General features: G+C 62.1%; 16 protein-coding genes. 3 read left to right on the forward strand and 13 right to left on the reverse strand.

What is annotated here, in order from left to right; genetic code table 11:
• Window positions 1-15 precede the first annotated feature (15 nt).
• From NKH73_RS04045 to NKH73_RS04055, 3 genes are all read right to left on the reverse strand, one after another.
• Window positions 16-312 (reverse strand): hypothetical protein, encoded by a 297-nt coding sequence (locus NKH73_RS04045; protein WP_352928338.1) that lies wholly within the window; start codon window positions 310-312, stop codon window positions 16-18.
• A gap of 659 nt (window positions 313-971) precedes the next feature.
• Window positions 972-1547 carry a DUF308 domain-containing protein gene (locus NKH73_RS04050; protein ID WP_352928340.1) on the reverse strand — a complete coding sequence of 192 codons (576 nt, stop codon included), beginning with the start codon at window positions 1545-1547 and terminating at the stop codon, window positions 972-974.
• A 65-nt stretch (window positions 1548-1612) separates the two neighbouring features.
• Complete coding sequence (locus tag NKH73_RS04055; protein WP_352928342.1) at window positions 1613-2224, reverse strand: TetR/AcrR family transcriptional regulator; 612 nt, start codon at window positions 2222-2224, stop codon at window positions 1613-1615.
• Between the two features lie 252 nt (window positions 2225-2476).
• Between NKH73_RS04055 and NKH73_RS04060 the strand changes: the two genes are divergently transcribed.
• Window positions 2477-3118, forward strand: a complete 642-nt coding sequence (locus NKH73_RS04060; protein ID WP_352928344.1) for a class I SAM-dependent methyltransferase — start codon at window positions 2477-2479, stop codon at window positions 3116-3118.
• A gap of 165 nt (window positions 3119-3283) precedes the next feature.
• Here NKH73_RS04060 and fhuF read toward each other — a convergent pair whose 3' ends face one another.
• From fhuF to NKH73_RS04095, 7 genes are all read right to left on the reverse strand, one after another.
• Complete coding sequence (fhuF, locus tag NKH73_RS04065; protein ID WP_352928346.1) at window positions 3284-4015, reverse strand: siderophore-iron reductase FhuF; 732 nt, start codon at window positions 4013-4015, stop codon at window positions 3284-3286.
• Window positions 4016-4023: 8 nt separating this feature from the next.
• A complete protein-coding gene (fhuB, locus tag NKH73_RS04070; protein WP_352928348.1) occupies window positions 4024-6024 on the reverse strand; it encodes a Fe(3+)-hydroxamate ABC transporter permease FhuB in 2001 nt (666 codons plus the stop codon).
• Complete coding sequence (locus NKH73_RS04075) at window positions 6017-6925, reverse strand: ABC transporter substrate-binding protein (RefSeq protein WP_352928350.1); 909 nt, start codon at window positions 6923-6925, stop codon at window positions 6017-6019. The genes fhuB and NKH73_RS04075 overlap by 8 nt, the downstream gene beginning before the upstream one ends.
• Window positions 6926-6929: 4 nt before the next feature.
• A complete protein-coding gene (locus tag NKH73_RS04080) occupies window positions 6930-9473 on the reverse strand; it encodes a TonB-dependent siderophore receptor (RefSeq protein ID WP_352928352.1) in 2544 nt (847 codons plus the stop codon).
• 34 nt (window positions 9474-9507) lie between these two features.
• Window positions 9508-10512: a FecR family protein gene (locus NKH73_RS04085; RefSeq protein ID WP_352928354.1), complete on the reverse strand. Its 1005-nt coding sequence runs from the start codon at window positions 10510-10512 to the stop codon at window positions 9508-9510.
• Window positions 10513-10634: 122 nt separating this feature from the next.
• The gene (locus NKH73_RS04090) at window positions 10635-11150 is read right to left on the reverse strand and encodes an RNA polymerase sigma factor (RefSeq protein ID WP_352928356.1); all 516 of its coding nucleotides are present in this window, start codon (window positions 11148-11150) and stop codon (window positions 10635-10637) included.
• A gap of 358 nt (window positions 11151-11508) precedes the next feature.
• Window positions 11509-12498: a Tim44 domain-containing protein gene (locus tag NKH73_RS04095; RefSeq protein WP_352928771.1), complete on the reverse strand. Its 990-nt coding sequence runs from the start codon at window positions 12496-12498 to the stop codon at window positions 11509-11511.
• 191 nt (window positions 12499-12689) lie between these two features.
• Here NKH73_RS04095 and NKH73_RS04100 point away from each other — a divergent pair, with 191 nt between their 5' ends.
• Both NKH73_RS04100 and NKH73_RS04105 read left to right on the forward strand, forming a co-directional pair.
• Window positions 12690-13583: an alpha/beta fold hydrolase gene (locus NKH73_RS04100; protein WP_352928358.1), complete on the forward strand. Its 894-nt coding sequence runs from the start codon at window positions 12690-12692 to the stop codon at window positions 13581-13583.
• A 251-nt stretch (window positions 13584-13834) separates the two neighbouring features.
• Window positions 13835-14053 carry a hypothetical protein gene (locus NKH73_RS04105; RefSeq protein ID WP_352928360.1) on the forward strand — a complete coding sequence of 73 codons (219 nt, stop codon included), beginning with the start codon at window positions 13835-13837 and terminating at the stop codon, window positions 14051-14053.
• Window positions 14054-14107: 54 nt separating this feature from the next.
• Here NKH73_RS04105 and recQ read toward each other — a convergent pair whose 3' ends face one another.
• The 3 genes from recQ to NKH73_RS04120 all read right to left on the reverse strand — a co-directional run bounded on the left by recQ (window position 14108) and on the right by NKH73_RS04120 (window position 17690).
• Window positions 14108-15952: a DNA helicase RecQ gene (recQ, locus tag NKH73_RS04110; RefSeq protein ID WP_352928362.1), complete on the reverse strand. Its 1845-nt coding sequence runs from the start codon at window positions 15950-15952 to the stop codon at window positions 14108-14110.
• Between the two features lie 350 nt (window positions 15953-16302).
• Complete coding sequence (locus NKH73_RS04115; RefSeq protein WP_352928364.1) at window positions 16303-17079, reverse strand: sulfotransferase family protein; 777 nt, start codon at window positions 17077-17079, stop codon at window positions 16303-16305.
• 272 nt (window positions 17080-17351) lie between these two features.
• Window positions 17352-17690, reverse strand: coding sequence for a cupin domain-containing protein (locus tag NKH73_RS04120; RefSeq protein ID WP_352928366.1), 339 nt, complete (start codon window positions 17688-17690; stop codon window positions 17352-17354).
• Between the last annotated feature and the right edge of the window lie 7 nt (window positions 17691-17697).

Here is a 17697-nt window from a genome sequence, read left to right on the forward strand (position 1 = left end):
AGGCGCTCATCACCGTCAGCTGCGAGGAGTGAAGAGCGGCTCTCTACATCGATGAACCAAGCACTGGCCGTCGCGCGTCGGCACAAACGCTACCGCTGGGATTTCCGACCAGTCGCACAGGTTGCTGTGCTGGCGGCTGATATAGAGAGCATAGGTGTTCGGGCCGGTGGTCAGCACCGCCGAGCCGTGGCTCTGGATCAGCGCCTGCGTCTGTTGGCAGGTCATGGTGCGGGTGTCCGGCCGGGCTTGGGCGAGGGCTGTAAAGGCAAACGTGACCGCTGCCGAGGTCAACGCAATCCGGCGAATAGACATGACGAGACTCCCACGATGAGCCAATTGGTTGATAAACTCGCATGTCGAAGGGCGGCTGTGCAATGGTTGGCTTTGCGATCGACGGGCAGGATCTGCTCAACCCGCATGCCGGCGATCAACCACGCTCCTCATAGGGGGTGTTGTTGTTCAGTCCTTCAGCGGGTCCGCATAACCCAAACGGGTCATGCGACAAAAAATTGGTCTCCTTTAAAATTTGCCTCTGCAAAGAGGGGAGTCCGTTGTGAAACACAAGCGTGTCATTGCCTGTGCGATTTCGTTATGCGCCCTTCAGGGTTGCTCAACAATGCAGACGAATCAATTCGCTGAGGGAATGGCTCAAGGGATGGGGGTGTTCGTTCCAGCACCGTACACTCCTCCTCCGCGACGCTATACGCCAGTGAGACGCTCCGCCCCGGTTTATCGCCCCCCAGTTTATCAACAACCCGCATATCCGAGCAGCGGCAACGGTTCAGTTTGTTCACCTGAACAAAGGGCTCGCGGTTGGTCAGACGATCGTTGCGCGGTGAACTAACCTGTTCCTGGAGCGAGATTGATACGATCGCTGTAAAGTTCAATTTTCTTGCCGCCTCGGTTGCGACTGCCGAAGCTGCCGCCACGGCGCGCCTCGATCGGGGTCAGTATGGCTTAAGATCGCGGTTCTATGCAGCCTTCCGCCGCAATTGGCTCACGCTCAGCCACACCGCCGAAACCAGGAAGTAGAGGGCGCCTACTGCGGCATAGCCGGCGACGTTGGTGATGGATGGCGGCATCGGCATCCGCGCCTGCACGATGAAAAACGTGCCTGCCAGCGCTGATTGCCCGCCGCTCAGGATCATCGCCCACTGCGCGCCATAGCTCTGCCAACGACGGATTGCGGTGCCGAGTTGAAGCAGGCCAGACAGGATCGCCCATACGCCGAACACCCCGAGCATCCAATTCATGCTCAGCGTCAGCGCGAAAACGACGGCGAGCGTCGTCGCCACACTGACCACGACGTTGATGGTCTGCGTGCGGTTTTGTCCCAATCCTCCGCTGCGCGACGCGTCGACAAAATTGGCAAAGGCGTCCCATGCAGGATAGGCCACGAGTAAAACCGCCGCGATCACCCAGGAATTCTGCCCCACCGTAAAAGCAGCCGCAACCCAGACGGCCGAGAACGCTGTCCGGGCGAAGTAATAGAGCTTGAGCCATTGTTCCTGGCTGGCGCGGGAAAGATCGCCACTGTAAACCGTCATTGGATTGTCCTTTCGACTAGTAGGTAGGGATGGTAGACGAGCGTGCCGAGCGATCACGGCTTTGGCTATCCGAGTGCTAGGGCCGTAGCTGGAGGCAAGCGCGGAGCGAGTCGCTCCAAGAGCGGGCCTGTCACGGCGCCGAATATCTTCGGATCGCCATAGGCCCGCGCCGAAAGCATCGCGCCGTGGACCGTCGCCATAAATGCGTCAGCCTCGGCACGAGGGGTACTCATCAGTTGGAGTTGGCCGTGCCGCGCACCGCGCTCCAGCACGGATGTCAGCCATGCAGACAGGGAGCGGAAATGCGCCCGAACCTCAAGGCCAACCTCTTCGGGCAGAACGGGCAGCTGGCTTGCCAACAGGGCGCAGACACAAAACGGAGCGGTGGCATCCGCGATGCAGGCTTCCCAATAGCCTGCGTAGAGCCGAAGCTGTTCGAGCGGATCGGATACCTGATGTTCGAGATTCGCCATCCCCGCATCAGCTTCTTCCCGATACCGCGCAACCAGCGTTCGGACCAGATCGACCTTGCTTGGGAAATGGTGATGGATGCTCGCCTTGCGAATCCCGACCACATCAGCGATGTCGGCATAACTGAAACCGTTGTAGCCACCAGCGACGATCAGAGAACGCGCGCAAGCCAGGATGTCGTCAGAGGTGGTAGATAAGTTACTCATGCCTTTACCTACCTTCTGGTAGGATGGCTGTCAAGCCCCGCGCAACGGGAGCAGCTGTGGCGTAGACATAGTTGCCATTTTCATTGCACTCGGCTCGAGATTCCGCGATTCCACGCTATTCTGCGAGAGATCACCGTCGATAGCCGAGCGAACTTCTGCGCGGCTTAGGCGGACTCGACTCGCCTCCGACCATTCTTGATTGCCGACTTCAATGCCGAATAGGGCAAGGTCGCGATCTGAGGAGCAACCATCATGAGCATAAGGAGCGACGCCCGTTTCTGGGACCGGAGTTCACGGAAGTACGCCATGGGCGCGATTGCGGATCAGGCCGGATATGAGCGCACGCTGGACCGGACCCGCGCCCTGTTGGGACCAGGCGACAGGGTGTTGGAACTGGGCTGCGGAACAGGAACAACAGCGCTTCAGCTTGCGGGCGATGTTCAAGACTATCTTGCGACGGATATTTCCGCTGGAATGATCGCGATCGCCAATGAGAAACACGCCGCCGGTCCCATCCCGAACCTTGTCTTCCGCATAGCGACCGTGGAACAGCTTACGCCTGACGCGGCACAGTTTAACGCGGTTCTGGGATTCAACTATCTCCATCTGGTCCGCGACCTGCCTGGCACCCTGCGCCGCATCCACGTCTTACTTGCAGCGGAGGGCTTGTTCATCTCCAAGACACCCTGCGTCGGCGATATGAACCCACTCATCCGGCTTGCCTTGTTGCCCGCGATGCGCGCGATCGGCAAGGCACCCCATGCAGGCGTCTTTCGGGCGGCAGACCTGAACCAGCATATATTTGCCGCGGGCTTCGACGTTCTTGCCAGCGAAAACCACGCAACGAAGGGCAACGACAACCGCCCCTACATCGTGGCTCGCAAGAGGACGTGAACGGCCGCCGCTGCAGTGTATCGTTCAGGGCTGCTGTATTGCCGCGGGCTTCCAGTCGCCACCGATCTGGCGCGTGAAGTGCCGCGGCTACCAAAACTGCCGCCACGGCGCATGAACGCGAATTCCGCTCGGCGTAGCGCAAGCCCGTGGCGGTTCTGGTGACCTCTAGCTCGTCCCCTGTTGTTCCTCCCGGCTGCGGCGGCTCCTGGGCGGTATGCTGTCCAGCGGGCATGACTTGCACAGCGGCAGCGAGGCTATGCGGTATCTGAGGCAGCAGATTCGGCGACGGCGCCGGCCTTCGCGGTAGCGGATGGGTTCGAACAGTTCGTTCCTGCGGCCGTCGGGCCAGAGACGCGCGGCAAGCAACGCTCTGGCATCGGTGACGCCGGGATGCGCTTCGCCGAGGAAAGCCGCGCATTCGCTGACCACGGTCTCCGCGACATTACCGGCATTGCTCCACAACGTCTTGACTGGCAGGCCGCTGGCGCGCGAGATCGCGGCGATCAAAGGCGCCAGATGATCTTCGATGAGCGGCGAAAATCTCTGCGCGCCTGAGACGGGCCGGCGCGCGCCTTCGCCGGGCAAGCGAATGGCCAATGTCCTTCTGTCCGGCGAAAGCACGATGCCGATGCGATCGATGGCGGTCGGCAGTTGCCAATCGGCCGCGATATTGGCAACGAGGACGGGAGGCAGCAACTGCGAGAAATGCCATTTCGACCATTGCGTCGCCACGGCCTGCTCGTCCGGCTCGGCATAGTTCGCCGCGAAGGCGTCAAGCACTTGCCGCAGTCTGTCTCCATCCAGGAATGCGGCTCCCAGCACATGAGGCCGGGGGTCGTCCTCCAGCACCAGCGACTCAGCAATCGCGGCAAGCTTGCCGGGAAAGAACGCGGCCAATGCCGGGATCATCGCCGTGCAAGCAGCGCCGCATAGAACGCCCCTCCAATGACAGTCGACACCAAGCCGGCCGGCACCTGCCACGGAAAGGCGATCGTCCTGCCGATCCAGTCGGCGAGCACCATCAGCGCCGCGCCGATGAGGGCGGCGGCATAGGCCTGCGCGACCGGTTTCCTGAACCCGCTCAGCCTGGCGAGATGCGGCCCCATCAGGCCGACGAAACTCAACGGTCCTGCGAGCACGGTGGCGGCGCCCGTCAAGACCGCCGCAACCAGAAGCAGCAGGATCCGGCTTTGCCATTCCGGCACGCCGAGCCCAGCGCTGGCAGCACGGCCGAGCGGCAGAATGGCGAGCCAGCGCGATACGAACGGCACAATGGCCAGTGCCGCGAGGGCAGGAAGACAGGCGAAGGCCGCCTGGCCCGGCGTTACGGCATAGGTCGAACCCGACAGCCAGACGAGCACGTTGAGAATGCGGGGATCGCCAAGGGCGGTGAGATAGGTCAGCATCGAGGCGACGATCGAGCCGAGCGCCACACCGGTCAAAAGAAGATGCTCGGACGAAAAGGTCGAGCGACGGCTGAGCCACAGCACCGTCATCAGCATTACGAAGGCGCCGCAGGAAGCGAAAAGCGCCATTGAGACGCGATCCATCGGCGGCAGCAGGAACGCTGCGAGGATCAGGAAAATCCCAGCACCGGAGGAAACGCCGAGCAGCTCGGGGCTGGCCAGCGCATTTCCGGTGATCTTCTGGATCAGCAGGCCGGCGAGCGCCAGCATGAGCCCCGCCATCGCAGCCGCGGCAACACGCGGCAGCCGCCACGGCATGAGATCGGCAAAATCCCCACCGAAAGCGATGTGCCAGCCCTCAGCGGTTCGGCCGACGAAAAGTGCTGTGGCAATCACCAAAAGCACCGCAAGCCCAAGCAGGATTTTCGACCGATCGGTGACGGCCATGGGAAAAGCCTGGGCTGTAGGCCCGCTCGGTGCCGGCCCCTCGGCGGCCGGGCGAATCTGCCTCATCAGCCAGATGAGAAGCGGGGCGCCGAAAATGGCCGTGATCGCACCCGCCGGCACTTCCACGCCGCCGGTCATGAAGACGAGCGCCTGGTCGGTAACCGCAAGCAGGCCGGCGCCGATCAGCGGCGCGGTCAGCAGCCTTTCACCGAACAGCCGCGCCCCGGCATGGCGCGCGATCGTCGGGGCGGCAAGGCCGACGAAGCCGATGAGGCCGACCGCCGCCGCAATCATGGCGCTGAGCACCACCGCAATGCCAAGCCCCAGCAAACGGGTAGAAAGCAGCGGCACGCCAAGGCTGCGCGCGCCCGCCTCATCGAGGTCGAGCAGTGCGAGCCGCCGCGAAAGCAATGCGGCCGCCGCCAGCGCTACAGCCAGTCGCGGCAGCAGGCCAAGCGTGGTGCTCCAGCTGTTCTGCACCAGCGACCCCGCCTCCCACATATAGAGATCGTTGACCGCATCGAAATGGGTCATCATCAGCATCGATCCGAAAGAACCGAGGCTCAGCGAAACGACCAGGCCGGATAAAACGAGCGACAGCGGCGAAAACCCGCGCCGCGCCGACAGAGCGAATACGAGGAGTATCGCTGCGGTAGCGCCGATGAGCGCGGCGAAATCCCAGCCCAGGACGAGAAGCTGCGGCGCCCAGAGCGTGGCTACGACCAGACTGCATTTAGCGCCGGCAAAGACGCCCAAAGTGCTGGGCTCGGCCAGCGGATTGCGCAGCACCTGCTGGAAAAGCGTGCCCGCGAGACCAAGCCCCGCCCCGCAGCAAAGCGCCACCGCAAAACGCGGCAGCAGAACGTCGCGCGCCATCAATTGGCGAAGATTGCCCTCCTCCTGCGTCAGCAACACGCTGCTCCAGGCATTGAACGGCAGCAGCGCATGCAGATTGGCGGCGAGAAACAGCGTTGCCACCAGGATGATGACGGTACCCAACAGCGGCGCACGGTTGACCCCGGACAAGGGCTGGACAAGAACCGTGTCAGCCATTGGCGTTCCTCTCTTGCGGGAGGATCTCGGCAAGCTGCCGCGCCAAGCGGATGGCGCTGAAGACGCCGCCGCTCGGATAGATCACCGGCATGGCGGTGACGCGCCCTTGGCGCACCGCCGGCAGCGCATTCCACAGCGAGCTCTGCGCGAGGTTGCGCATGGCTTCGATCGTCTCGGCGCCACGATCGAAATGGACGATCCGCGCTTCGGGATCGGCGGCCAGCTGCTCGATACCGGCGGAAACCACGCCGGAAGCGTTCACCCTGCCTTGCCAGGCATTCTTCAAGCCGAGCTGCAGGAGGACGTCGCCGATCAGGCCGTTGCCGCCGAACACCGCCACATTGCGGCCATTGGCGGCAAAGCGGCAGACATAGAGCGCTCTTCCCGAGCGCGACGCCAACGCCTGCTTCGCCTGCGCCAGAGTTTCCTCGGCGCGCTCCGCCCAGAGTGCTGCCTCAGTCGTCCGATCCGTGACCGAACCGACTTCGCGCAGCAGGTTGATCATATGGGCGACCGCCGGCGTCTTCCCGGCGGAACTCTGCAGCGGGAGCAGCGGAGCTATTGCCGAGAGCCGTTGCAGCACCGGCTGCTGCCATGATGCGAGCAGGATAAGCTCCGGCCGCAATATCTGCAGGAACTCGGCATTGGGCTCAGTCAGCGGCCCGAGATCGTCGACCCCTTCCGGCAAAGCGGGTTCTGCCACCAGCCTGATGTAAAGGGCACGGTTGGCGATGGCCAGCGGCGTTATGCCCAGCGTCAGCAAAAGCTCCGTGGGCAGCAGATCGAGGCAAACCACCCGCCGCGCTGACGCGGCAAGCGCCTTGCACTGGCCGGACAAGACGAAAGGGGCGGTGAGTGCCGCCCCGATCAGAGCCCGCCGGTGAAGGAGACCTCGCCGCACGACTTCACCATTTGCGCGAAAGCGTTGCCGTCACCGTCAGCGGCTCGCCATAGCGGCAGCCGGTTGCGCCTGCGCAGGTGTAATATTGCTTGTCGAACAGGTTGCGGGCATTGACGTTCAGCGTCGTACCCTCGAACTTCGGATCGACTGCCCCAAAATCATATTTGACCATGGCGTCGGCAAGCAGGTAGCCAGGCACGTCCTCGGCACTATCGAGCAGGTTCGTCTTGCCGATGTAACGCAGGCCGCCGCCCAGCGTCAGCCCTGTCAGCCCGAGCGTATCCATGCGGTAGTCGGCCCAGATGGAAAACGTATTGCGCGGCGTGAGCTCTTCCTGCTGGCCGATTTCGGTGGGCACGGCGCTCTCCAGGATCCTGGTGTCCGTATAGGCGTAAGCCGCAACCAGGCCGAGTTCGTCGAACTGCCCGCGCGCTTCGAGCTCAAGGCCTCGCGAGCGCACCTTGCCCACTTGATAGGGCAGGAAGGTAAAGGGATCATAGCTGACGAGATCGGTCTGGGTGAGGTCATAGATCGCGGCGCTGAGCAGCAGGTTGGAATCGGCCGGCTGATAGCGGACGCCGACCTCATATTGCAGACCCTTGGTCGGGACCAGCGCGTCGCCTGTTCGCGAATCCACACCCGCCTGCGGCAGGAAGGACTGGCTGACGCTGACATAGGGGGCAATGCCGTTGTCGAAGAGATAGACGAGCCCAGCACGCCCGGTGAAGGCGTCATCGTCCTGCTCCGTCACATCGCCGCTCTGATAGGACGTCGTCTCGCTGTCCGCCCGGTCATAGCGCCCGCCGAACAGAAAGACCCATTTTTCCCTAAACTTGATCTGGTCCTGCAGATAGACGCCGTAATTGTTGGCTGTCGTATCGGTACCCCTGTCGATCGAATAGTCGATAACGGGCGCGCCGGAATAGACGGGATTATCGACATCCAGAGGAATGTAGTCGGTTCCGCGATAACGGTGCGTATCATAGCCGCGCCGGTAGTAGTCGAAGCCGGCCAGCACGTTATGTTCCCAATCGCCAAACTCGAAGGTCTTCTCCAGCGAGTTGTCGGCCGTCAGGCCACTGGATTTCTCGTCACGGACACTGGCAAGTCGGTAAAGCTGCCCGTCAGTAACGGGCGCGAGGTTGCCGATCATGTAGTCCCACTGGACGTCGGAAGCAAAATATCGAGCCTTGCTATGGAATTTGATTCCGTTGTCGAACTCGTGGTCGAACAGATAGCCGGCGGACCAGCTGTCGCCCTCATAGGTGTCGAAATCCGGCTCGCCCAGGAACAGGTCGCGCGGGATGCGGCCGGTTGAGACATCCTCCAGCATGAGCGGTGTCGAAAACCGCGTCTTCACATGCTGGTAGTTGGCGAGAAGCGTAAGCTGCGTGGCGTCATCGGGTTTGAAGGTCAGCGCCGGGGCGATGTAGACCTTGTCGTCCGGCGTGTCCTCCACCCAATTGTCCGCGTCCCGGACAAGCCCTGTGAGGCGGTAGAGCAGCGTGCCGTCGGCATTGAGCGGCCCACCGAAATCGCCCGAAACCTGCTTGCGGTTATAACTGCCATATTCGACGTTTACTTCATGCAGCGGCGTGTCGGTTGGGCGCTTGGATATGCCGTTGATGACGCCACCAGGCGCAAGCTGACCGTAAAGCATCGAGGAGGCGCCTCGCAGCACGTCGAGCCGTTCCAGTCCGTAGGGTTCTGTTGCAAGGTCATAGACGGCGGATTGATATTTCATGCCGTCGCGAAGCAGATTGCCGCTCGGCCCTGCGGCATCGAAGCCGCGTATGTTCACGTCGTCGACCATCCGGCTGAAGGACTGCGACTGCATGGTGATTCCAGGCGTGTAGGACAGCGCCTCGGCCACTGACACCGCCTTCTGGTTGGCAATCTGATCCGCGGTGACCACCGACACCGACTGTGGCGTCTCGATCAGTGGGGTATCGGTCTTGCTGCCGGATGCGCTGCGGGTCGCGACATAACCCTTGACCGGCCCCCAGGCCGTTTCGATGCGCCCCTGGACGTCGATGGGATCAAGCACCACCTGCGCTCCATCGGCAGGCGCGACGGCGCCGGTCGTGTCGGCCCGCGGCGCGACGACGGCGGCAATCGTGGCGCCCGTCATCCGCACCTGAAGGCCCGTCCCGCTCAGCATCGCCTGCAATGCCTGCCGCGGCGGCATGGTGCCGGATACCGCGTTCGATCTCTTTGCGCCGGCAACGCCCGTCGCATAGCCGACCTGCCAGCCTGTCGTCCGGATGAAGGCTTCGATGGCCGACGGCAGCGGCTGGGCGGGAATGGAGAACCGTACCGGCTGGCTGACGGAAGCCTGCTGCGCCAAGGCCGGCATGGGCAGCGCCGCTGCCGATATCGCGATCAGCGCTTGCAGCAACGCCGCTTTGCGGCGCCTTCCTTTGTCGTCACGGCTGCCGACAGGCCCTCCGCCACGTGCTGTTCCCTCAGTCCCCATCGCCAGGCGCCCTTCCATCAATGCAAGGGCGCCTGCCCGCTCGACAAACGCCCCTTCAATGAGAAGACGCATGGCTGGCGTGCATCTCACAAAAAAAGTTGATGAATTAACGCAGGATTAAAACACCGCCGGGAAGGCGACTGACTTTGGCTCCCGCGGCTTCGGCCAGATTTCGGATCGCGCCTTCCGGATCGTCAAGGCGATAGTTGCCGGTTATCCTGATATCGCCGACGTTGGAACCCAGGACAAAGATCGGCTCCGGATAATAACGTCCCAGATCCCGCACCGCAGCCGACAAAAGTTTGTTCTGGAAGACAATGCGTCCATCTATCCATGCCAGGGCGCTTTTCGCATCCACGGGCGTTACCGGCGAAAGAGCATCAGACGTCACCTCGATCATTTCACCGGGGTCGAGTGAAGCCGCATCGGCCGCATCGTTGAGGCGGCTTACTTCGACATGGCCTCGTTCCAGGGTGACGGTATCCAGTTGCGATCCGGCCCGCACGGCAAAGGCGGTGCCCGTTACCCGCACGTGGCTGAAGGCCGCCGATACGACGAACGGATGGGCTGGATCAGGCACAACCTCGAAGAACGCCTCGCCTTCCAGCAGTTGCACGCCGCGCCGTCCGTTGCCGAAATCGATGGCGACGGCAGAGGCCGTATTCAGCATCATGACCGAGCCGTCGGGCAGTGAAACCTGGCGGAAATCTCCGGTGGCGGTCATGTAATCGGCTTGCCAGCGCAGCATCAGACCGGGAAGCTGTACGGCTCCGATCGCAACAACCGCCAGCGCCGCGGCCATGGAAAACCATGCCTTCGCGCCGAATCGCCGCCCAGCCCGCTGCTTGTGTGCTGTGCTTGCGACATTCGATCGGTCGAGGGATGCCAGCTTTTCCGCATCGATCGCCGACGCCTCGCGCAGGGCTGCCGAGCTCGACATATCCTGGACTTGCTCGAAGGCCTTCGCGTTATTCGGATCGGCCTCAAGCCAGCGTTCGAATTCGAGGCGTGTCAAAGCATCGGAATTGGCTTCCAGGCGCACAAACCAATCAAGGGCCGCGTCGACAACGGAATCCTGATGTCGGTACGGATCGGTATCCTGTCTCCCCACCTTGCGGTCCTTTTTTTGATCGTCATATCCTTGACGTACTAGAACGGTCGATCTCCTAAAATCGACCCCTTATGATCAGAAACGCGAGGATTTCGATCGGCCTGTCTACTGGCTGCCAAGGGCTAGAGGCTGCCAAGCTTTCGCATGGCGTCGTGACAATGACCCATCGCCAGTTTGACGTCGTTGAAAACCGTGTTCTGCGAAACGCCCAAATGCTCGGCTATTTTCGGGTAGGACCATCCCTCCACGCGGGCCAGCATCCAGGCGCGCCTGGTCCGCTCCGGCAATTTTTCGAGTGCTGCGGCCAGGTGGCGCACCCGTTCGCGCTCGATGGCTATGGCTTCCGGCGACGGTGTTTCGGCTGGAATTTCGGTACAATCCTGGACCTCCAGGTCCGTGCGCTCATAGCGCGCGCGTGTCCTGCGGCGCCTCTCATGGTCAAGTGCTAGATTGCGCGCGGTGTGATGCAGGAAGGCTTCGATGCGATCGATCGGCCCCGCCTCAAGCGCCTTTCGGGTGCGCAGATATGTTTCCTGCGCAAGATCTTCCGCCGTCGAGGGATCCCGAACGATGCGCATGACACTGCCCATCAGCGAGCGCTTCTCGGAGAGAAAGATGGTTGTCAGGTTGGGCGGCATCACACGCTTGCCGAAGCCGTGAATTGACCGGCAGCGACATGCATCCCTCTTCTCTTTGTCTGGAAGAGCAGAACACAGGAACATCCCGAGCACGCGATTGTCACAGGAACCCACCAGACCACACCGCCGAGACGCAGCGGAGATACTGCGCTATCAAACATGTGTGAAAAGGTCAACTTATTGACCCCGAAGGGCTTGGCACCAGGGGCGCCCTCGCCGGTCGCAACGTCGATCATCATATTCCCGATAGATCGATAGCTCGGCAAACGGTACGGCGCCGCCGACTGCTGCGGCATCGGTTGCCCTGACTAAAAAATTGCTGGGCGCTTTCCTGTTCGTCAGGGCCCGGTGTAACGGGTCAGGGTTGCTGTATTGCTGCAAGTTTCCAGTCGCCACCGTTCTGGCGCGTGAAAGTCCACAATTCGGTTGTTTCCGTCGGCCGATCGGCTTCGCCGGCGACGATTTTGCCGCTGGCGCGATCGCGCATCACGTCGTGGGACTCGTAGCGCAAGGCAGCCGTGGCGTAGTCGCGATCGTCTTCCCGCCAGCTCTCCGCAATATCGGCCTCAAGCAGGCTGACGTTCGACACCTCGTTCCTGATGCCGTTTTTGGCATTATCGGCAAGTTCCTCGGACAGGTACGACACCATCTCGGGCGTCGCCAGCCGGCGCAAGCCAGCATGATCTTCGCGCCCGAATGCTTCCTGAACCTCCGTCAACCGTTGCTGGAATGTGTCGAGGTCGGCCGGCGTCATTGTAATTTCATCGGAGGCTTGAGCCGTCCGGCCAAATCCAGACCCGCCAAATCCAGACCCAATGCCTGGAATGGGGAAAGACGAGACGTTGCCAGCGTCGGGCTGGGTTGCGGCGTTTCGCCCAAAGTTCCCCATGCTGCGCGGAACACCGGCCATGGCGGGCGCTTGGTTGCGTGCCGATTGCGACCGGAAAAAGCGGATGGCCAACATGATCGCGCCGCCGATCAGCAGTCCCTGAAGCAGCAGACCCAACATGCCAGCCAGGCCGCCGAACCCCTGGCCCAAAAGAAGTCCGATCAGACCACCCAGCAGCAGGCCGCGCATCATCGAACCGCCGAGGCCGTTGAAGAAGCTTGGTCGTTGGGATGCCGGCGTCTGGCGGGCCGCATTGTTCGTCGCGGGCGCCATCGAGCGCTCGACCGGCGCGGCCGGCTGTGGCGCCGTCCTGGTCGGCGGGACCGACTGGAAGGTGCGCGTGCCGCGGCTGCCGAAGCTGCCGCCACGGCGCGCCTCGGCGTAATCAGCCGTGACCATGGAAAGTGCCAGGAACAGTCCTGCAAACAAAACGGCAACCCGGCTCGAACGCGAAATCATCATAGAAAACCCTCAAGCGACACTCTTGCCGCTCATATGGGGTGCGCCGATCGAAATATCAGTGGCCCGCACCTTCCGCATTCAAGATTGAGGAGAATTCCAGGACCGCCCTTCCACCAGGCACGGCAGCTGGCCGTGATCCTTCTGTCACTTTGTGCGTTGTTGCCTGAGGCCCACCGAGGAGACGAACGGTGTTTGCGGGTTTCAAAGCCACCAGCTTGCAACTGGACGACACGGCCATTTTCGCAAGGGTCGGCGGGACGGGTCCGCCGCTGCTGCTGCTTCATGGTTTTCCCGAAACGCATCTGATGTGGAGGGATCTCGCCATAGCATTGGCGCCCCGCTTTACGGTGATCGCCGCCGATCTTCGGGGTTATGGGCAAAGCGGGTGCCCGGTCTCCTCTGCCGATCATGGCCCATACGCCAAGCGCGCCATGGCCAGCGACATGGTCCAACTCATGAAGCAACTGGGGTTTGGGCAGTTCATGGTTGCCGGACATGATCGTGGCGGTCGGGTCGCCTATCGTCTGGCGCTCGACCATCCCGATGAAATCTCCAAAGTCGCCGTCCTCGACGTCATCCCCACCGCCACCGCATGGGATAGGGCGGACGCCAGACTGGCTCTGAGCTTCTGGCCCTGGAGCCTTCTCGCGCAACCGGAGCCGCTGCCGGAGCGGCTGATAGGCGCAGCGCCCGACGCCATCGTCGACAATGCGATTGTACAGTGGGGGTCGCCGGCAGAAATATTCTCTACGAAGGTCAGGAACGCCTATGTCGATGCGCTTCGCGATCCCGTTCATGTTCACGCGATATGTGAAGAATATCGGGCCGCCGCCACGATCGATCGTGAACATGACGCGTTGGATCAGGCAAACGGTCGTCGCATCGGGTGTCCGCTACTGGCACTGTGGAGTATTAAAGGCGGCCTGGAGAACTGGTATGCGGAGGAAGGCGGACCGCTGGCTATATGGAGAGAATGGGCCGACAGCGTCGAAGGAAGCCCTGTCCCGGGCGGGCACTTCTTTCCGGAGGAGCACCCTCGTCAGACCGCAGCGGCTCTCTCGAAATTCTTCGAGGATAAATAGGGGAGGGTAAATAGGGGAATGACGCATAGGACAGAGTGGGGATATTGTAATGGTTCACATGCCTCAGTTGCACGGGATCTCGGGGATGCTCGGCGGTCCGGGATCGAGGGTCTCTCTGGTATTTGGCCGTCCGGCGTCAAACATGCTTGATAACAAAGGCGATCTCTACAGCGATGATATGCAGCCTCGTGATTGTAGGAGGTTGCGCGTCGCCCTTCAGTGGATCCTTTGATGCCGCGAAATACGACAAGATGAGCTGCGTCGAACTCAACGTGGCCATGGGCGAAGTCGCCAAGGAGATGTCGGCGACAGCGATCACCCGGGGCAAAGTCGCGCAAACCAATATTCCGGGCTGGCTATTGGGAGCCCGGCGTGTCGCCTCTACCGTCACTGCCCGCCAGAGCGCGAAAATCGAGCGGTTGCGGCAGCAGGAGGCTGCGATTGCGGCGGTGAGACGAAGCAAGTGCTGATTGCGCCGACGACGTGGTCTGGTGGCTGTCGGCATGGTCGCGTTGATACAGCCCTCAGCCCGACACCCCGGATTGATGCTCGGCAATTGCACTCAGAAAAATCTGGCCGAATTCCCTGAGCTTCGCGGCGCCGACGCCGTTGATTGCGGCGAAGGCGTCGAGGTCGCGCGGGCAGCGTTCGGCCATGTCGATCAGCGTACGATCGGAGAAGATCACATAGGCCGGCACCTGGCGTTCCTTGGCGAGGCGCAGCCGCAGCGCCTTGAGCGCGGCCAATAGCGAAGCATCGAGGCCTGTAGTGCCAGCGGCGGTACCTCCGGCGGAACGCAGCTTGCCGCGCGCGGCGCGATGCCGCGTTTCGACACGATACTGGAACGGCACCTCGCCACGGCCGAGCGCATGGCCCTTTTCGGCGATGGCAAGACCGCCATGGCCGGACGGATCCGGCTCCAGGAACCCGCCCGCGACAAGCTGACGGATCAGCGATAGCCAGAAATCCTTCTTGTGCGCCACTCCGGCGCCAAAGCTGGCGAGCCTCTCATGGCCTCTGGCCAGCACCTTCTCGGTTTCATGGCCGAGCAGAATGTCGATGACTTGGGCCGCACCGAAGCGTTCGCCGCTCTCAGCGACCGCCCCCAGGATGATGCGCGCCTCAGCAGTGCCATCTGCGCGCGGCACCTGATCGAGGCAATTGTCGCAATTGCCGCACGTTGACGCTTCCTCGCCGAAGTAGCCAAGCAGCACCTGGCGGCGGCACTGCGCCGTCTCGCAATAGCCGATCAGCGTATCGAGCCGGCGATGCGCCCGTCTTTTGTGCTCCGCCGCTGCATCCTCCTCGTCGATGAACAGACGCCGCATGCGGATGTCGCCCAGCCCGAACAGCATATGCGCCACCGCCTCCCTTCCGTCGCGGCCGGCACGGCCGATCTCCTGATAGTAAGCCTCCAGGCTGCCCGGCATATCTGTGTGGAAGACATAGGCGACGTCAGGCTTGTCGATGCCCATGCCGAAAGCGATGGTCGCCACCATCACCACGCCGGAGAGCGTCATGAAAGCGTTTTGGTTCGCTTCACGCGCGTCCTTGCTCATGCCGGCATGGTAGGCGAGCGCGCGTACGCCGTTCTGTTCGAGGAACGCCGCCATTTCTTCCGTCTTCTTGCGCGACAGGCAGTAGACGATGCCGCTGCGGCCGGCCTGACGCTGCACGAAATCCAGCAACTGGCGCTTGCTGTTCTGCTTGGCCTCGATGCCAAGCCTGATGTTCGGCCGGTCGAAACCCAGCACCAAGCTCTCAATGGGCCCAGCGAACAGCCGCGCGGCGATGTCGTTGCGCGTGGCTTCGTCCGCTGTCGCCGTCAGCGCGATGATCGGCACATCGGGGAAGATACCGGAGAGCCGCGACAACTCTTCATATTCGCGTCGGAACGCCGGACCCCATTGCGAGATGCAATGCGCCTCGTCGACAGCGATCAGCCTGATATCGAGCCTGGCCAGCGCCTCGAGCATCCGCGCCGTCATGAGCCGCTCGGGCGCGAGATAGAGCAGGCGCGTCTGGCCCGCGGCAACGCGGCGCCATGCGGCGACATTGGCATCGCGGTCGAGCGAGGAATTGATCGTATCGGCGGCCACGCCGGCAAGGCGCAATGCGGCGACCTGGTCCTGCATCAGCGCCACCAGCGGCGAAACGACGATGGTGAGCCCACCCAGGACCAACGCCGGGACCTGGTAGCAGAGCGATTTGCCAGCCCCGGTCGGCATGACAGCCAGCACATGACGCCCGGCCAGCAGCGCCTCCATCACGGCATCCTGGCCGGGGCGAAAATCGTCGAAGCCGAACACGTCCTTCAGGACGCGCCGCTTGGGATCCTCCGCCGGGATACTCGCCGCCGATACCTGCATCAGGGAAGTTCTACGATCGGCGCCGCCTGGGAAGGTGGCGTCGGAACGACCAGGGATGGAACCCAAGCCGCCTTGCAACAGGTCTCGACTTCCACACAAAATGGGGTGGGATTTATTTTCCGCAGATGAGAGAAGACTTGAAAGCTGGTCAAACTACCCCTCCGCGTGCCACGTTGCCTTAGCGCAGCCGTCATCGAACCACAACAAGAACAAATCGCAACCCGGAATGAGGGCGGCAGCGACTGTTTCTCGCTCTGCTTATGCTCCAGCAGGCAAAGCAGTTGAAGGAGCCGCTAGCGATCGCAGCGTGATCGTGAGTCAAGCCGTACAGGACCAGATCAACCGTGCATTCAGGTCGCCAACCGGTTCGCGACCTTATCGCCCGGATTGGCCGGCATATCGTAGCCGAACTCACCGCAGAAGCGTTCAACGCGGGCGAGAAATGCTGGCGGCAGGCTACTGAGATAGGTCAGGAATTCTGCGCTCCTTTCCCATTTCCTGATCGAGGTTTCCCGGATCGGATTGGCCGGATCCTGGCTAAAGCGGATGCGCGGTGCCAGCCCGAACGACCGCGCGATTCTCTCCTGCACGACATCCGGCTCGCCGACCATGTCTTCATATCGAACATAAAGGACCTGTCGATCCGGCTGCGCCTTTTTCAGCTGCAGCAGCGCGTCGTATTCGGCCAACCAGCGCTCGGCCGTGACATGGAACCGGCGCAACGTCCTTGTTTGCGGATGCGAACTGGTGAGCACGTCGAAGGGATGACGCACGCAGTAGATCAGGCCGGTGGAGGCCGGCAGTTTCGCGAGGTGCGCATAGCTGCGGGAGGCGCGCTTGACGACCAGGTTGGATTCCGGCCGGTCCAGCATGTCCAACATCGCGTGGCGCGCTTCGGGCGGATGGACGAATGTATCCGCGAAACATCCCATCAGTCGCTGCGTCAGCGTTGTTCCGCTGCGTGCGCAACCGGCGATGAAAATCCTGTTGGGAAACGCTGCGTTTCCGTTCGCGCGCGTTGGCTTTCGTCTTTTCGAGGATAGTGGCGACGCGATACGCCGGAACTCCCTGGCAAATCGCCAGATGACTGCCTTGACCGCGGACTCGAATATTCGAACGCCCTTCAAATCCTGCCTCCTTCCGCGTCGTCTGAAGAATCGTCATTGGCTGATATGGGACCGTTATTCCAGCCCCATTCGCTTTGGGCACGAATATCGCGCCGGCTCTGGCCGATTAATCCTATTTTCACCATGGTTCGGCAGGCTCAGATCCTGCGGTGATGTTTTGAGTACCGCGGCGCACAAGCGCCCAGGCAACACGCCCGCGTCTCTCCGGAGGCGCGGGCTTTCGATTCCGAAGATGACTGTCGCTGCGTAGTGGCGGCGCCCGTTCCCGCACGTCAGCCGATAAAATCGGCGCGGTGCGGCGTAAAGCTGTCGACCAGGCGCCCGGCCTCGAGCGCCTTGACGCCATGGACGAGGTTGGATGGGACAATGAAGCTGCTTCCCGTTTCCAGGAGCTCGGTCCTGCCGTCGATGGTGACCTCGAATCGGCCTTCGGCGACGTAGCTCGCCTGGACATGTGGATGCGAATGCAGCGCCCCGACACCGCCCTTGTCGAAACCGAACTCGACCATCATCAATTCGTCCGTGTGCAGCAGCACGCGCCTGCGATTGCCATCGGGGGTCGGCGTCCATGCGCCCTCACCGGCATGCGCAAAAACCTTCGTTGCAGTCATTGCCAAA

This window comes from Mesorhizobium sp. M0938 (assembly GCF_040319125.1).
GTDB classification, from domain to species: domain Bacteria; phylum Pseudomonadota; class Alphaproteobacteria; order Rhizobiales; family Rhizobiaceae; genus Mesorhizobium; species Mesorhizobium robiniae.

Bases quoted from the DNA above. Each gene is read 5' to 3' on its own strand.
- fhuB (WP_352928348.1), bottom strand. From the start codon at position 6,024: ATGGCTGACACGGTTCTTGTCCAGCCCTTGTCCGGGGTCAACCGTGCG.
- recQ (WP_352928362.1), bottom strand. From the start codon at position 15,952: ATGCAGGTATCGGCGGCGAGTATCCCGGCGGAGGATCCCAAGCGGCGC.
- NKH73_RS04055 (WP_352928342.1), bottom strand. From the start codon at position 2,224: ATGAGTAACTTATCTACCACCTCTGACGACATCCTGGCTTGCGCGCGT.
- NKH73_RS04080 (WP_352928352.1), bottom strand. From the start codon at position 9,473: ATGCGTCTTCTCATTGAAGGGGCGTTTGTCGAGCGGGCAGGCGCCCTT.
- NKH73_RS04095 (WP_352928771.1), bottom strand. From the start codon at position 12,498: ATGATTTCGCGTTCGAGCCGGGTTGCCGTTTTGTTTGCAGGACTGTTC.
- NKH73_RS04090 (WP_352928356.1), bottom strand. From the start codon at position 11,150: ATGCCGCCCAACCTGACAACCATCTTTCTCTCCGAGAAGCGCTCGCTG.
- NKH73_RS04050 (WP_352928340.1), bottom strand. From the start codon at position 1,547: ATGACGGTTTACAGTGGCGATCTTTCCCGCGCCAGCCAGGAACAATGG.
- NKH73_RS04105 (WP_352928360.1), top strand. From the start codon at position 13,835: ATGAGCTGCGTCGAACTCAACGTGGCCATGGGCGAAGTCGCCAAGGAG.
- NKH73_RS04060 (WP_352928344.1), top strand. From the start codon at position 2,477: ATGAGCATAAGGAGCGACGCCCGTTTCTGGGACCGGAGTTCACGGAAG.
- NKH73_RS04120 (WP_352928366.1), bottom strand. From the start codon at position 17,690: ATGACTGCAACGAAGGTTTTTGCGCATGCCGGTGAGGGCGCATGGACG.
- NKH73_RS04045 (WP_352928338.1), bottom strand. From the start codon at position 312: ATGTCTATTCGCCGGATTGCGTTGACCTCGGCAGCGGTCACGTTTGCC.